Annotated in this window: 9 protein-coding genes; 4 read left to right on the forward strand and 5 right to left on the reverse strand. The window is 63.8% G+C overall.

Features of this window, described 5'->3' with window-relative positions; all coding sequences use genetic code 11:
- The first annotated feature begins 280 nt into the window (after window positions 1-280).
- Window positions 281-844 carry a lytic transglycosylase domain-containing protein gene (locus ACCQ16_RS02085; RefSeq protein ID WP_277573008.1) on the forward strand — a complete coding sequence of 188 codons (564 nt, stop codon included), beginning with the start codon at window positions 281-283 and terminating at the stop codon, window positions 842-844.
- Between the two features lie 461 nt (window positions 845-1,305).
- Here the strand turns inward: ACCQ16_RS02085 and ACCQ16_RS02090 are convergent, their stop codons facing one another.
- Entirely contained in the window at window positions 1,306-2,865 is a 1,560-nt protein-coding gene (locus ACCQ16_RS02090; protein ID WP_372380189.1) for a hypothetical protein, read from the reverse strand.
- 782 nt (window positions 2,866-3,647) lie between these two features.
- Between ACCQ16_RS02090 and ACCQ16_RS02095 the strand changes: the two genes are divergently transcribed.
- Entirely contained in the window at window positions 3,648-4,049 is a 402-nt protein-coding gene (locus ACCQ16_RS02095; RefSeq protein ID WP_218550857.1) for a hypothetical protein, read from the forward strand.
- 242 nt (window positions 4,050-4,291) lie between these two features.
- Here the strand turns inward: ACCQ16_RS02095 and ACCQ16_RS02100 are convergent, their stop codons facing one another.
- Entirely contained in the window at window positions 4,292-4,633 is a 342-nt protein-coding gene (locus tag ACCQ16_RS02100) for an HPF/RaiA family ribosome-associated protein (RefSeq protein ID WP_007974834.1), read from the reverse strand.
- Window positions 4,634-5,097: 464 nt separating this feature from the next.
- Between ACCQ16_RS02100 and ACCQ16_RS02105 the strand changes: the two genes are divergently transcribed.
- The gene (locus tag ACCQ16_RS02105) at window positions 5,098-7,599 is read left to right on the forward strand and encodes a DUF3772 domain-containing protein (RefSeq protein WP_372380190.1); all 2,502 of its coding nucleotides are present in this window, start codon (window positions 5,098-5,100) and stop codon (window positions 7,597-7,599) included.
- A gap of 96 nt (window positions 7,600-7,695) precedes the next feature.
- Here ACCQ16_RS02105 and ACCQ16_RS02110 read toward each other — a convergent pair whose 3' ends face one another.
- Together ACCQ16_RS02110 and ACCQ16_RS02115 are read right to left on the reverse strand one after the other, a co-directional pair.
- Window positions 7,696-9,804 carry a phosphoglycerol transferase I gene (locus ACCQ16_RS02110; RefSeq protein ID WP_031420811.1) on the reverse strand — a complete coding sequence of 703 codons (2,109 nt, stop codon included), beginning with the start codon at window positions 9,802-9,804 and terminating at the stop codon, window positions 7,696-7,698.
- Between the two features lie 693 nt (window positions 9,805-10,497).
- Window positions 10,498-12,216, reverse strand: coding sequence for an ABC1 kinase family protein (locus ACCQ16_RS02115; protein ID WP_033478989.1), 1,719 nt, complete (start codon window positions 12,214-12,216; stop codon window positions 10,498-10,500).
- Window positions 12,217-12,459: 243 nt separating this feature from the next.
- On the opposite strand from ACCQ16_RS02115, the gene ACCQ16_RS02120 reads away from it, so the two are divergent.
- Window positions 12,460-13,401: a DUF808 domain-containing protein gene (locus ACCQ16_RS02120; protein WP_007967773.1), complete on the forward strand. Its 942-nt coding sequence runs from the start codon at window positions 12,460-12,462 to the stop codon at window positions 13,399-13,401.
- Window positions 13,402-13,487: 86 nt separating this feature from the next.
- Here ACCQ16_RS02120 and ACCQ16_RS02125 read toward each other — a convergent pair whose 3' ends face one another.
- Window positions 13,488-15,116 (reverse strand): GGDEF domain-containing protein, encoded by a 1,629-nt coding sequence (locus tag ACCQ16_RS02125; RefSeq protein ID WP_008575488.1) that lies wholly within the window; start codon window positions 15,114-15,116, stop codon window positions 13,488-13,490.
- Between the last annotated feature and the right edge of the window lie 113 nt (window positions 15,117-15,229).

The following is a 15,229-nucleotide window of genomic DNA, read 5'->3' on the forward strand; positions in this document are numbered from 1 at the left end:
GAACAGTAGAAGCGGCAACCCATTATCGTCAGAAAGTTTGCGAAATCGCGCTTGTCCGCGCGAAGAGCGCAAGTGAAAAAATGTTCTAGGATCGATAAGTAAATCCGCGCGGCATTGTTGAAAAAAGGTTTTTTCGCTTGCCTGTTAAGTGTTTCGTCGGTCCTGAGTAAATCGCGTACAGGTGGCGTTATGTTGCCGCCGTCGAGCGTCGTGGGTCGTTGTGTGCCGGCGCTCTACTCACCTGGAGACCTGTATTCAATCGAGATCGAGGTAACGACACATGATCAATTCAACGATCGCATGCAAGTATGTCGATAAAACATCCAATTGGCAGTGGGAGGCCTCGTCCGGGCTTTCGCCAAAGCGGCGCATGCGCGCGCAATGGTCCGGACGTGGTCGTCGGGCAGGGGCTGGTCCGCAGCGCATTTTGTTTGCGGCAGCGCTGGCATGCGCGGCGCCTTTCGCACGTGCGGATTGCTTCGAAGAAGCTGCCGGATATCAGCATGTCAACCCTTGGGTGCTGCGGGCCATTGCCTGGCAGGAATCGCGAGGTCGCGCCGACGCGATCCATCGCAACAACAACGGTACGGTGGATTACGGAAAGATGCAGATCAACTCCATCCACCTGCGGCGGCTATCCGGCTATGGAATCTCCAAGGACGCGTTGATGCAGCCGTGCGTCAGCGTGTATGTGGCAGCTTGGAGGTTGCGCGAGATGACCAATAAATATGGAAATACCTGGGCTGCAGTAGGCGCCTACCATTCCGAAACGCCGGGAGAGCGCGATAAATATGCGCATGCCATTCATTCGATTCTGCTAAGGCGCGGTGTGATTGATGAATAGCGGGTGTGCCACTGCAGGAGGGCGTAGGCGCAGCCCGATGTGCGCGGGGATTCCCTGGGGTGATAACGTAGGATCGTACAAAGCGGCGGCGCCCCGCGACGGAGTCATCCGCAGAAAATAGCGCGGTGACCATGCTGTCGCGCATACGGTGACTGAAATGGCGATCGCCACAGCAGCATCCGTCATCATGGGTCGACAAGGTGCATAGCGCGGCTGGAGACCTGTGGTGCAGAGACCCGCTAGCCGCGACCTGAGCTGAGAATTGGCATACGCAGCCTAGCTTTCGATCAATCCCTGCTGTCCGCCGCCGGTCGGTTTGTTAGGACGTGCTGGAGGCTGCGCATGGGGCCACCACACAGCTGTTGCACACGCACTGCCGTTGAACCGGCAGTGCGTGTGCGACCACCAGGTGCTGCACTCGCCGAGGGCTGCGCTATAGCCGTCGCCAGGCGCGGCCACGCTCACTCAGTTCGCGTGCGAGCGGCCTCGGCTTCGCGCACCGCCGCTGCAGCCTGCCAGGTGCCGGCGATGACCTTGTACTGCATGCCGGCAGCCATGCCCGCCAACGTATTGGAGAGCAGCGCGCTGCGTGCTGGCGACAAACCGAGCCAGGTGCCAATCATGTTGACTGCTGTACCGAATGCGATGTTGGAGTTGATGGCGGCCGTGCGCGCGACAGAATGATCCATGACCCGCTCATAATCCTCGCGCTTGGCCTTCCAGGTTGGTTCCCAGATCTGCTGCGTCCCGGCTTCGTCGGCTTCGTGTTGGGTGACATTGAGCCAGTCGGCTGTCTCCAGACCGACATTCAAGGCCGCGTTCACCGCCGCTTGCTGAAAGACGACCCTGGTCGCCTCTCCCATATTGAAGGGCGACATCAGTCCTGCCCAGCGCTGCCTGGCCGATGCAAAGTCTGGTGCCTCCAGCTCGTTCGACGCCAGGTTGGTCAGGACGTTGGCCATGCCGTAAAACCTGCCTGCACTGGTGACGTGGGGATCGCTGACGCCACCGTTGGTCGGTGACCGCATTCCCACCATGCGGAATGTCGCCTGGATGACGTCGCGGGCCGCAGCATAAGGGGCGACCTTGAGCTCACTGGCCAGCAGCCTGGCCGCCATCTCCGGTCGGCCAGAAGCCTTGCCCGCAGCGCCGATGGCGATATTGCTCAAGATGCCGGTCAGCGCGAGCCGGGTGACCAGATCCGAGTAATGTTGTTGCTCGCTCCTCTTGTGATGACGTTCGTCTTCGGACAGCGCTTCCCACTGTTCAAGATTCAGATTGTGAAAACCTCGGGCGGCGGCATCCGGATTGCGGTTTTCGCGGTTGCGCCGCAGCGTATGCAGGGCCAGATGCAGCGTGCCCGACACCGCCTGCATGGCAACGACTGCTTCGGGTGGGAGCTGGCGAAACGCGGCAAACAGCGCTTCGCCGATCAACTCGCGCACGAACGTGGTCGGTCCCACGGAGGTGGTCTGGTGCACGAGATGTCCCAGCGCAGCGCCCAGGTATTGTTTGTCGAAGCTGATCGGTATGACACCGCGCGCCGCAGCTGCGACCGCTGTCGCGGCGGGTCCAAGGAGGGTGGTGACTCCATGTGTTGCACCTGCGCGGACCGACGCCGCCAGTGCGCCCAAGCGCGCAGTGCCTGTCGCAGTGGTGGATGCATGCGCTTGGGAGCCATGTTGTGCAGCGTGTTCCTGGGGAAGTGATGGCAAAGCCGACGGTTCCAAGGAGTCTTTAGCGTCGTAGAACTGCTCGCTGCTGCTCTCTTCCCCACGCAGCGGAGCATGCGGCTGCGGACTTCCATAGGGGGACAGATCTGCGTCGTTGGCGGTTTCATATCCGCTGTCGCTTCCTGTGCTATTGCGTCGTCCCGAAGGTCTGGGCGGCAGGGCGGAGAGGGGAGAATCGATCCTGGGCGTCGATGTATCGTCGCGTCGTTGTGCCGGTATCTCGATCACAATATCGCCGCTTGTGGCTTGCGGTTGCTGGGAGGTACTGGCTGAAGAGATCTTCGTCACGGCTTGTCCTCGCGTTGGGGGGATATCGGCATGCTCTCGCCCAGGCTTGCGGGGCGATTGATCGATAGCGCCGGACGATGGGTACCTCATCAAGAAGGGCGTGGCGGCGAGGGGCTTGATTGCAGCGTGGGGATCGCGATCGGCAGCCAGACGCGTGGACCGGACAATCATGCGTGACGTGCGGCACGCCGACCCGGCAAGGTGCATATGCTGCGCTCAGCTGCCCGTGCAACCAGAGCGTGACTTCTTCGCTCGCAATCGATGCGCCCAGGCGTCCCTGCTATCCACGGCCACCCTGCGTGGTATGTGTCATCGTCGTCGGCGAGCTTGAAGTTCGCATGAATCCACAGAATCTTGACGGGCGCTTGGCGAAACGATCATTCCACATCCGAACAATCAATTCGTCTGTGCTGGCCAAATATGTTTGCTGCCGCGGCCGTCCTTGCAGGGACGAAGACGTGCGCGTGTGCCAGCGCTGCGACATGTGTTGGTTGAAGGGCGTTGTTGCCCGCGCGGAGCGATGGCGCAATGACGGGGTAGATTGGTAGAGCGATCGCCCAGGACGCGTGGTATGGCTTGGAGAGCAGATGGCAGCATTTCCGAGCACCAAGATCGCGAAGCCAACAAGGTGCAACCGCACCAAGGCTGCAGTCGGCCGTTTGAGCCGCGTTTTCCCTGCCACCACTGCGATCTCTGTTTCTGTGCATGCCCTGATTCGCATGCCAGCCACACGCTGCCGAACCCTGCGGACCGGGGCGAGCCGGGCTGGATGAGGGAATCGAGTGGCTGCGTCGGTCCGTGGCCAGTCCGCGGTCGAGCGATTGCATTGCTGCGATCATGGAAAATTGCAGCAGCGGTTGGCTATTTTTCCAGGCCTTGCAATTACGGTGACGCGCCTGGGAGTTGCCGGGAACTCGAACGGGCTGACTTACGAATCTGCCGGTAAGTCATGGAGATCGAAAGCCGAACTGCGCAAGGCGAGTTTGATCGGTTTGCTGCCGGACTCAAGACATAATCCCGTGCTGCTGTGGGAAGCAAACCATACGTATACCTTCAGCAGTGCCGTGCAATGGGCGAAAGGATCCAGGCAACGTTGCACCCGATTGGTGCGGCTCAGCCTGTCGCTACGCGGGTTATCCGCGTCGCTGGTCATGAGCCCAGTTGCCTGGACGCTGCTGGCGTAAAAGCCAGAGATCAGCTCGACAATCCTAAAAATCGGCGCCGTGTGCTTGGGATTGGGCTCTTTCCGTAAGCACCAAGAGATTCAAAGCATTCGGCCCGCCGCAAGATGAGTGCGACGGGCCGAATGCCGTTTAAGGGTCACAGGTTTTGGAGGGGCGCTTCGCGCATCGCTAGATGACGTGCCGCGATGCCATCGCCGCAAAGGTTGGCAGCCGCCGAGGCAGATGCCAACCTCCAGATCAGATCAAAGCATGTCCGGCGGCGGGGCGGTGGCCTTGGAGTGCTGCTTGCCGCGTGCATGTTCGATGGCAGTGCGCAGTTTGCGCGCAGCTCCGGTCACGGCAGAGGCCGTCGTTTCGGCGCTGTTGGTAGCCGCGATCGGCGGCAGGCCGGCGACGTGCGCCTCGATGCTGCAGGTTCGATCCGCCGCGCCGCCGCGCTGGCCGTTCTCATCACGCAAATGCACTTCCACACGGGTGATGTCGCTGGCGAAATGGGCCAGCTGGGCGGTGCAGGTCTTTTCGACATGCGCCACAACGGACGGATCGTGTGGCACGTGCTTGTCGGTCTGGATCTGAATCTGCATAGAGGATCTCCTTCGCGGTCATCCGCTGCGTCTGCCGCAGCGGTGGCTCGATTCTGCGTCAGCGGCGTGTTGTCGCAAAGTGACAACGCGGCATGCCCATTCATGCGCGGGTTGGCTGAGTGGGCGCGCAGGTCCTTGGCAAAGCGCGGCGCGCGCTGGTTGGCGTTCTGCGCCGCTGAGCCGAGACCCGGTCCGCCTGCGGCCATGATGGCGTGACTGCGCCTTGGTTGCTGCGAAGCAGCAGGATGCCTGCGGCATGTGGGTCTGCTCCGCGCTATCGATCAGATCTTGCACTGTAAACGTCGTTGTACTTGCCGACAGTGTCCTCCCGGTCCTGTCCGAGTCTGTGAGTCATCGCGGCTGGGTTGCCTGCGGACGCGGCGCATTGCGTGCCGGTCGGTACGCTTGCGTCCGCATGAATCGACACCGCGGCGGTGATTGGCCCGATAGGAAGGTGCCTTAAAATGCCGGCACCGCGCGGTCCCGCGCTTGTGCGATGTCTGCCTGTGTCCGAATTTCGATCCGCGTCTGCCCGTTCGAGCGTGTTGCTGCGTGTGCTGCTGTGCTGCGCCTTGTGGCTTGTCCATGTGGGTGCTTTCGCCCAGGAAGAAGACACGCTGTTGGAGACAGCTCAGACGCAGTTGGACAATGCACAAAAGTCGCTGGACACAGCCGATGCCGCATTGGAAAAGGCCGACGACGAGCAGCTGCGTAAGCTGATTGACCAAGTGACAACGGCGCAGCGGCAGGTACAGGACCTGGCGCGCGAGCTGGATCCGCCACTCAAGCAAATCAGTTCACAGCTGGCCGGATTGGGGGATGCCCAAAGCGGCGAAGCGAGCGATCTGAAAAAACAGCGGGAAGCGCTAAAAAAAGAGCAGAGCGCGCTGGATGCAGAATTCAAACGCGCCAATCTTCTGGATTCCAAAGCGCGTGATCTGGCCGATCGACTTGAGCAAAAGCGCGCACAACTGTTCAGCGTGCAGATGTCCACGCGTGTGGCATCTCCTCTATCGCCGGCTCTCTGGAACCAGATTTCACAGCAATGGCCGGATGACCGCGCGCGTTTGCGAGCTTTGTATGATGAGGCAGCGCAGCTCCTGCGGAGTGGGACGGCCGCCAATGGTGTGGGCAGCCTGCTGACTGGCGCGCTGATCGCACTACTGTTGGCATTTCCGCTGCGCATTTTCCTGCGACATCTCGGTCGTCGCTATGCCGCCTCACGTGCGCCTGGGGGCCGTTTGCGCCGCTCCGGATTGGCCCTGTGGTTTCTGTTGATCGGAACGCTCAGTCTTGGCATCGCGGCATGGGTCCTCGTCGAAACGGTTCGTGCCATTGCTCAGGTGCCGGCCGATCTGGATCAATTGCTGAGTGCTTTTGTCATTATCAGTTTCGTCGCTGCGTTTATCGGCTCGCTGAGCGCCAGCTTGTTGATGAAGCACCAGCCCACCTGGCGGTTGTTTCCACTGGATGACGCGACCGTCGATCGCCTGAGGCTGCATTGCTTGGCGACCGCGGCGGTGAGCTGGTTCAGCGGTATGGCGATGAAGCTCAACGAGGTGGCGCACACGAGCGATGCCGCAACCACTGCCACCGACGCAATTGCTGCGCTGTTGTATGCCGGTTTGATCCTGTCAGCCCTGGCTGGCCTGAGTCTGTCGCTGCGTGCACGCGCTGCGAGCGCCGGGCAAGCCAATGTCGACAGCAGCGAGCCACCACCTGTGGTGTCGCGAGGTGGCGGTTTCATCGTGCTGATCCGCCTGCTCGGGCATGTTGCGGTGATTGTGTCGCTGTTGGCTGCCCTGTTCGGCTATATCAATCTGTCGCTGTTTATCGCCCGGCAGATCATCTGGATCACGCTGATCTGCAGCCTGCTCGGGTTACTGGTGGTGTTCGCCGACGACCTGCTGACCTGGATCTTCAACCCGGACGGACGCTTTAGCCGTGCGCTGTCGCATGCCTCTGGTGCCGGCAGCGGGCGCCTGGTGCAACTGGGCCTGTTGCTGTCTGCAGTGGTGCGTGTCCTATTGATTCTGCTGGGCATTGCCGCATTGGTCACGCCTTATGGGGCCAACCTGTCCGCCGTGACCGGCTGGGCCGAAAACGTCTCGCACGGTATCAAAATCGGCAATGAGCTGACGATCACGCCGGCGGCGGTGGTGCGTGCGTTGCTCGTCTCCGTCCTAGGACTGGTCGTGGTCCATGTGGTGCAGAAGTGGCTGCTCAACACCTATCTGCCCAAGACCGAACTGGATGCGGGAGCGCGGAATTCGATCAGCACGGTGGCGCGCTATCTGGGCTGGTTGATCGTGGTGGTGTGGGGGCTCACGGCGCTGGGTCTGGATTTGAAGCGGTTGGCGCTGGTGTTGAGCGCACTGTCGGTGGGCATTGGTTTTGGTCTGCAGGCGATTACGCAGAACTTCGTGTCCGGGTTGATCTTGCTGGCCGAGCGTCCGGTGAAGATCGGCGATTGGGTGCGTATCGGCGATCAGGAAGGCGACGTGCGCAAGATCAGCGTGCGAGCGACCGAAATCCAGGTGGGCGACCGCTCCACGTTGATCGTGCCCAACTCGGAGTTGATCACCAAGAGCGTGCGCAACATGACGCTGTCCAATCCGATGGGCCGTGTGCAGTTGCAGTTCTCGGTGCCGCTGGAAACCGACGTGGCCAGGGTGCGCGACATGTTGCTGGCCTTGTTCGCCGAGCACGAGAAGGTGCTGGCCGAACCGGCGCCATCGGTGTTCATCGATTCGCTGGCCGGCGGGCACGTCAATTTCAACTCGTTCGCCTACGTGAGCAGTCCGCGCGATTCGTATGGCGTGCGCAGCCAGCTGTTCTTCGCGCTGCTGCAGCGCATGGCGACGGTGGGCATTGCGTTGCAGTCGCCGCAGGAGATCCGCTTCAGTCGTGCAGGGGCCGCCGTGGCACGCGAGGCCGGAGATGGTGCGCCTGCGTCGGATGACTGAGCTGGCGAGGTCGGCGAGGGCTGCGCAGCGGCAAGTCGGTCGGCTTGCGCTGATTGCACAACCATGCCCGACCATCGATGGACGCATGTCGGCACATCAGGAGCGATCCGCCACCGGGATGTCCTTGACCAAGGCCAGGTCGTCCACGCTGACGTCTTCGGTGTAATCCAGCCAGGCACGAATCTCCAGGTCTTCCACCGCATGTTCCAGGCCCACCGGCATGCGGATGCGCCCGGCGGCGTCGGGCACGACCCATTGCTGTGCCAGCACGACCTTACGTTCGGAGGACACCGCTTCCACCCAGAACGCGCGCGTGGGCCGGCGCTTGGCGTAGAGCTCGAGCATGTAGCGGCCGGCATCGGTCTTACGCGCCGCCTGGGTGAGCATGATCGGCTGACGCACGCGCGGACGCGGGCCCTGCTGGGTGGCTTCCAGCGGCGCGTCGACGGCGATGCCGCGGGTAAGGTCCGGGTCGCGATACAGCTTCATGCTCTGGTGGCGGTCCACCACCAGCGCACACCAGTGGCCATCGGCCGAGCCGTCTTCGAACGCCGTGCAGCGGTCCACATAGGCCAGCGTGCCCTTGGAATGCGTGCGGTCGAACTGGCGCGAGGTGTTTTCCAGGTACACCGTTTTCAGGTTGGTGTCCTTGTCGTATTCCAGCAGCACCGGTGGGCGCACCTGTTGCACGCCGACCACCACATCGCCATTGCCATTGATGCGCAGCATGCGCGTACTGCGCCCGGTCCACAGCGTGCGCGCGTAGGCCAGGTAGCGCGGATAGTCCTTGCCGCTGTCGCGGCTGGCGGCCGCGCTGGCACTGGGTGGGGCATCGCGGGCCAGCAACGAGCGGCCAAAGCCCAGCGTGCGCATGCCTGGTTCCAGCAACTGCAGCAGCGTAGCGCCCGAATCGAGCGTGCTACCTGCGCGCGTGAGGACCTGTTGTGGCGCGATGTCCTTGCCCAGGAACAACAGCAGGTTCTCGCGCTTCTGCTTGGCCAGCACGTCGCTCAGGTCGTTGGGCATGGCCAGATGATCGGAGGCGATGACGATGATGGTGTTTTTGCCATACCGGCTGCTGCGGATGCGCGCGACCAGTTCGCCGATCAAACGGTCGCTGCATTTGATTGCATGCAGCAGACCGATATCGCCCAGTGCGCTGTCGTACTGCTGGCCCTTGCACGCCAGTGGCAGGTGGCCGGCCGGATGGTGGGTGTCCATGGTCAGCGTGGTCAGCATGAAGGGTTGGCCGGCACGCGACAGCGTCTGGAAGGTATCCCAGGCGTCGTCCAGCAGGACATCGTCGTGCACGCCCCATGCAGAAAAATGCTTTGGCGCGACACCCTGGTCGTGGAAATGGTGCACGTCATGCACCACGTCGAAGCCATGGCTGGACAGGAAACGGCCCTTGCCGGCAAAGCTGGCATCGGCACCGCCCACGTAATGATTGCGGTAGCCCTGATCCTTGAGGTAATCGCCCAGGCAGCGCGCTTCGGGCAGGAACATGCCCATGCGGTCCATGCTGTTCTCGTCGCCTGGCGCGGTGGTGAGCGGCACGCCACACATCGAGGCGACCATGCCGGCGATGGTCCAGCCGCTGCCTTCGGTGGAGGCGAGATTGCGTACGTCCACCGCTTCGGTCGCAAGCGCGCGCAGATTGGGCATCAGGCCCGGAAACACCTGTTCGTCGAAGTAGGTGCGCTCCAGGCTTTCGCCATAGATCCAGACGATGTTCTTGCGCTTGTGCAGCGGTTGCTGCGGCACCTGGTATTCCGGCACCACGGTGGCGTAATCGACCGGGCGCAGCTGGTAGTACAGGCGCTTGCCATCGCGATACAGCGGGCTTGCGGCGATGCCGACCAACAACATGCCCACAAAGCCTGCGAACACGGCGCCGCCACCACGCGGACGCTGGAAGCGGCGTACCCGCACCAGCAACAGCGGGCTCAGCGAGAGCAACAGCATGCCGACGAAAACCGCGATATAGCCGGAAAAGTCGCTGACGCCGGCGCCGTCCATGTCGGCGCGCAGGTGATACAGCGTGGCTGCATTGATACCGTCGCCGCTGAGCCGGTCGACCAATCCCCAGGCGCTGAGCAGCAGCAGAAAGAGCGACAACAGGCCAGCCTTGAGCCATGCCAGACGCGGAGAAGCGACCAACAGCCACAGCAATAGCAACAACGAAACCAACAACATCCAATGCATGCGCAGCGTCCGTGGGGAATGATGCGAGCGCGTACCGGACGCCTTGCTCGCCATGTCCTGTGCGCCACCTGCAATGTGACACCCGGATGACGGACTATGCCGCGCCGAAGCTGACTGAAATGTTTGTTGGAGACAGATCCGGCCTGACCTCCGGCCAGCATCGCCGGACAGCGGCGACGCATCCGTGCGCACCAACCAGCGCGAAGATGCTGAAACGCTGGTGGCGTCAGATGCCTTGCGCCCACGCGTGATAGTGGTTGTGCTCGCTGCAGCGCTGCTGCACGCAGCGAGCAGGGGTGGGGACACCGTGGTGTGCGCAGGACGCCTGCAATCCGCTGCATCGAGCACGTTGCAAGACGCACGAACGGAACTGGCGCTTTTCTTGCACCGTTCGCTGCGTGTCGTGCACGCATGCAATGCGGAGATCACAGGCGCTACCCCTGACGCGCAATCGCTCACACCTGCCTGCGCGGTTGAACGGACTGTCGACACGATAAGAAGCAGTCGTCACTGAACGTGGACAGCGCGCAGCAACCGTCGCTTACACGTCACATGCCGGTTCCGGCCGCGCCCGCCGGGTGCGTGCGGCGCGGTCTTGTCAGGGGCACTTGTTCGCAGGCTGGTGACTGACGCAGACCCAATGCCTGCCCGCAGGGCACCAAGGCGCCCACCTGCGGCAACCAGCCCTAACGGCTAGCGGTGCCCACGCTCTTCGCGCGCACGCACGCGGCGGTCGAACAGCAGCGCACTGACCACGATGCCCAGCCCCAGCACGACCCCGAGCAGGAACAGCACCATCGCAATAGCCGGGTAGCCCCATAGCTTCAAGCCGGTTTCGATGCGCATCATCTGCGCCGACGCCATGATCAGCGCAGCCGTGACGATGCCCGCCGCCACGCGGTTGGCGATCTTCTGCAGGCTTTCCATCAGGTGCGATTCTTCCAGCCCGGTGACGCGCATCTGCAGGCGGTTTTCCGCAGCCAGCGACAGAATCTCGGACATGCGGCGCGGTCCTTCGCGCACCAGGTGCTGCAGTTCCATCGCCTCGCTGGCCAGGTTGGCCGCGGACAGGGATTTCTTCAGGCGCGCGCGCATCACGTGCTGCAGATGGCGCTCGACGATGCGGCGGGTATCCAGCGTGGGCGACAACGCGCGGCACACGCCTTCCAGATTCAGCAAGGTCTTGCCGAGCAGGCTCAACTCCGGCGGCGTCCGCAAGCCGGTCGAGGTGGCGATGCGCACCAGATCCAGCACCACCCGGCCTTCGGAGGTGGCATCGTGCGCTGCGTAGCGCGCGATCATCTGCCCGGTTTCGCGCTGGTAGCGTTCTTCGTCGTAATCCTCCAGCCGCGTGCTCAGCGCAATGGTCTCTTCGGCCACTTCCTCGCCGCGCCCATCGACCGCGGCAAACAGCAACTTGAGCAGGCGCTCGCGCAGGCGCGGCGGCACATGCGCCACCATGCCCAGGTCGAAGATGGCCAGACGCCCATCCTGCAGCACCCGCAAATTGCCCGGATGCGGGTCGGCATGGATTTCGCCATGCACGAACATCTGGTCCAGATACCCCTTGACCAGTTCCGCGGCCAGCTCGTCCATCGGCTGTTCGGTGCGGCGAAGACCGGAGATCTTGTCCACGCGCACGCCTTCGGCCAGCTGCATGGTCAGCACCTTGCGGCTGCTCAGGTCCCACACCGGTTGCGGCACCCACAGCAAGGGGAACGGCTTGAGGTGCTTGCCGAAGCGCGCCAGGGTTTCGGCTTCGTCTTCGTAGTTGAGCTCGGCGCGCAGGGTCTTGCCGAATTCGCCCAGCCAGTCGGCAAAGCGCACACGCCGGCCAATGCCGGTGAGACGGTCGGCGGCAGTGGCGAAGCTCTTGAGCACGTCCAGATCCGAACGCACCTGCGCGGCCACTTCGGGCTTCTGCACCTTGATCGCCACCGGCGTGCCGTCGCGCAGCGCAGCGCGGTGCACCTGCGCCAGCGAGGCGCAGCCCAACGGGACCGGGTCGAAGAACGAGAACGCCTTGTTGACCGAGACCCCGAGCTCTTCCTCGATGATCTGGCGGATGCGCTCCACCGGCACCGAGCTGGTGTTCTCCTGCATGCGCTCCAGCGCGGTGGCAAATTCCGGCGGCACGATGTCCGGCCGGGTCGACAGCATCTGGCCCAGTTTGACGAAGGTGGGCCCGAGCGATTCCAGGTCGGAGACGAACTGGTCCGGGGTGCCTTCTGCGGGCACTTCGTATTCGTTGATGGCCGCCGGGTCCAGGTTCATGCCAGCGAACACGCCCGAGCCGCGATAGCGCAACAGCAAGCGCAGGATCTGCGTGCGCCGGCTCATGCCGCCAACCACGGCATGATCTGCCGGGCTTGCGGCCGGGGCGCGGTGCGGGTCGTTGTGACTCAAGGCCATCTCCGGGGGCGTCATGCAGGCGGCGAGTGTGGCCAGCGACGGGTCGTCGCGTAGTGAATCCGCGCGCTCCCGCACACCGCAGGCAAACCTGCCCAAGGCGAGTACGAACGGCCGCAAGCGCAGGCGCTGCGGTGCCTGCATCGCTCTGCCAACAGCGTGCAACGACCGCGCAATGGCCGCTCATCACCCCACGCGGGTGCGGGATCGGCGAGAATTCGCGACCACCCCAGAAGGACCTTGCGCATGGCCGGTGCCAGCCTGTTCACCCTGCTCGACGACATCGCCACACTGCTGGACGACGTTTCCATCCTGACCAAGGTTGCGGCCAAGAAGACCGCAGGCGTGTTGGGCGACGATCTGGCGCTCAATGCGCAGCAGGTCACCGGCGTCACGGCCGACCGCGAATTGCCGGTGGTGTGGGCGGTAGCCAAGGGCTCGCTGGTCAACAAGATGATCCTGGTGCCGGCGGCGTTGGCGATCAGCGCGCTGGAAGCGTGGCTGCGCGGGCGCGGCTACAACGTCCCGTTGGTGATGCCGCTGATGATGATCGGTGGCGCCTACCTGTGCTTCGAGGGCGTGGAAAAGCTGGCGCACAAGTTCCTGCACAACGATGAGCAAGAAGCGCAGCGGCATGCCGAACGTACCCGCGCGCTGGCCGACCAGAACGTGGACGTGGTGGCGCTGGAAAAGGACAAGGTGAAGGGCGCGATCCGCACCGATTTCATCCTCTCGGCCGAGATCATCGTGCTCTCGCTGGGCGTGGTCTCGGAGGTGTCCTTCGGGCAGCAGGTGGCGGTGCTGGTGGCCATTGCGCTGGCGATGACCATCGGCGTCTACGGCGTGGTCGCCGCGATCGTGAAGCTGGACGACCTGGGCCTGTACCTGACCAAGAAGGGCGCCGCGCTGGCGGCCCTGGGCCGCGGCATCCTGGTGGCGGCACCGTGGTTGATGAAGTTCCTGTCGGTGGCCGGCACGCTGGCGATGTTCCTGGTCGGCGGCGGCATCCTGGTGCACAACATCCCGGCGCTGCATCACCTGGTGGTGGATCTGGCCAAGTCGGCCGGCGGCATGGGCTGGCTGGTCGAAGCGCTGGGCAACATGCTGGTTGGCGTGGTCGCCGGTGCCGTCGTGCTGGGCGCGGTGATGCTGTTTCAGAAGCTGCGCGGAGCCAAGCCCGCGCATTGATGCATGGCGCGCCGCCAGACCAGCCAGCACGGTACACGCCGCTTAGCGATTGCCCGGGTGCACGGTGCGTTCGCCGACGATCGCCGCTAATCGGCGTTGATCACCCGGTTCTTGCCAGCCGCCTTGGCGTCGTACATGGCGCGGTCGGCGCGGCGGATGACCTCGTCCTGGGTCTCGTCGGTCCCGCGTAGCGCCACGCCGGCGCTGAAGCTGATGAACACGCGCACGTCGTCATGCAGCAGCGAGCGCTGCGACAATGCACGTTGCAGGCGGATCACTGCCGCGCTGGCTTCGAAGATGGTCGAGTCCGGCAGCAGCAGCACGAATTCCTCGCCGCCGAAGCGGGCGATGGCATCGGTGGTGCGCAGCACCGCCTTGGCCACCTCCACCGTGTGGCGCAGCGCGGCGTCGCCACCGGCATGGCCGTGGGTCTCGTTGAGGCGGCGGAAGTCGTCCAGGTCCAGCATTGCCACGCATAGGGGCTGGCCACTGCGCTGGGTGCGCACGGCTTCACGCTGGAACAATTCTTCGAAGCCGCGCCGGTTGAGCGCGCCGGTCAGTTGGTCTTCGCGCACCAGGCCGGCGACGTCCCTGAGCTCCTGTTCGAGCAAGGCGATGCGCTGTTCGGAATCTTCCACCTGCCGGCGTGCCGCGAGCAGTTCGTCGCGCGCTGCCAGGGCCTGTGCCTGTACGCCGGCGGTGTCCTGCAGCAGGTCCTGCAGCAGCCGGTTGAGGTCGGGGATGCCGCGCGCCTCGCCGATCGCCTGCGAATAGCCGGCAACGCGGTCGTGGTATTGCCCGGTGCTGGTGGCCATGCCGTCCAGCCGGTCGACGAAGGACACCATCATTTCGCGCATGGCGGTCTTGGACTCGGCGATGCCCTGCTTGAGCAGACCCTGCTTGTAGGTCACCTCGCGCAGGGTGCCGCGTGCCTGTTCGATGGAACTGACATCCAGCGGGCCGGAAATCAGTTGCCGCACCACCGAGATCTGGCCCTGCAACCAGCTGCGATCGTCCAGGAGTTCGCCGACGTTCTCCAGCAATAGGTCGAACAGGCCCAGTAACAGGTTCTGTTGTTCGCTGGCATCTTCGGCGCGCAGGCCGATCTGGTGGCTGAGTTCGCGCAGGCGTTGTTCCAGCGTGATCAGCTCGTGTCCGGGGCGCCAGTGGCGCAGCGCCGATGCCAGCGTTTGCGCCTCTTCGGCCAGCTCCGGGCTGCGTTGCAACAGCGTGGCCAGGGCATTGCCCAGCGCGTGGCGCAGCAGATCGCGCAGCTGCTCGGCTTCCGTGCGGCCTTCGGCCAGCGAATCGCCGATATCGATGGTGCGGATGTATTTGTCGATGAGCTGGCGCAAGGCACGGCCATAGCCGGGCCAATCGCCGGCCGCGTACGCCGCGCTCAGGCGCACGCCCATGTCGCCGAGCTCGCCATGCAGGCTGGCGATGCCTTCAGCGAACGCGAGCAGCAGCGCTTCGGGATGCGCGGCATGTGAGAACAGCCGTATCAGCAATGCAGTGGCAGCGGCCGGATCGTGTGCGCCGGACTTGGCCTTGGCCGGCACCAGCTGGTGCGCGGCCAGGCCATGACCGCTGCGCTCGCCATTGATCACCGTCGGCAGGGCAGCGGCAGGGCGCGCGGTGTCCGTGCCGCCCCAGGGCAACAGGCGGCGCAGCCCGCCACGGGGGCGGCTTGGGTGTTCGGGCTGGTCTGCCATGCGCCAGGGTCTCGAGAGGTCTTGTGCTAACGCTCGATATCGGCCCATGGAGGGGGCGCTTGAGCAAGCCGGGCCGTAGCGCGCGGCAACGGCATGCAGGCCGGGCGCGAAGC

The sequence above is a fragment of the Xanthomonas sp. NCPPB 1062 genome, from assembly GCF_041481705.2.
Lineage (GTDB): Bacteria > Pseudomonadota > Gammaproteobacteria > Xanthomonadales > Xanthomonadaceae > Xanthomonas > Xanthomonas euvesicatoria.

Coding starts and splice junctions, on each gene's coding strand:
- ACCQ16_RS02120 (WP_007967773.1), top strand. CDS start 12,460: ATGGCCGGTGCCAGCCTGTTCACCCTGCTCGACGACATCGCCACACTG.
- ACCQ16_RS02115 (WP_033478989.1), bottom strand. CDS start 12,216: ATGGCCTTGAGTCACAACGACCCGCACCGCGCCCCGGCCGCAAGCCCG.
- ACCQ16_RS02110 (WP_031420811.1), bottom strand. CDS start 9,804: ATGCATTGGATGTTGTTGGTTTCGTTGTTGCTATTGCTGTGGCTGTTG.
- ACCQ16_RS02085 (WP_277573008.1), top strand. CDS start 281: ATGATCAATTCAACGATCGCATGCAAGTATGTCGATAAAACATCCAAT.
- ACCQ16_RS02100 (WP_007974834.1), bottom strand. CDS start 4,633: ATGCAGATTCAGATCCAGACCGACAAGCACGTGCCACACGATCCGTCC.
- ACCQ16_RS02125 (WP_008575488.1), bottom strand. CDS start 15,116: ATGGCAGACCAGCCCGAACACCCAAGCCGCCCCCGTGGCGGGCTGCGC.
- ACCQ16_RS02105 (WP_372380190.1), top strand. CDS start 5,098: ATGCCGGCACCGCGCGGTCCCGCGCTTGTGCGATGTCTGCCTGTGTCC.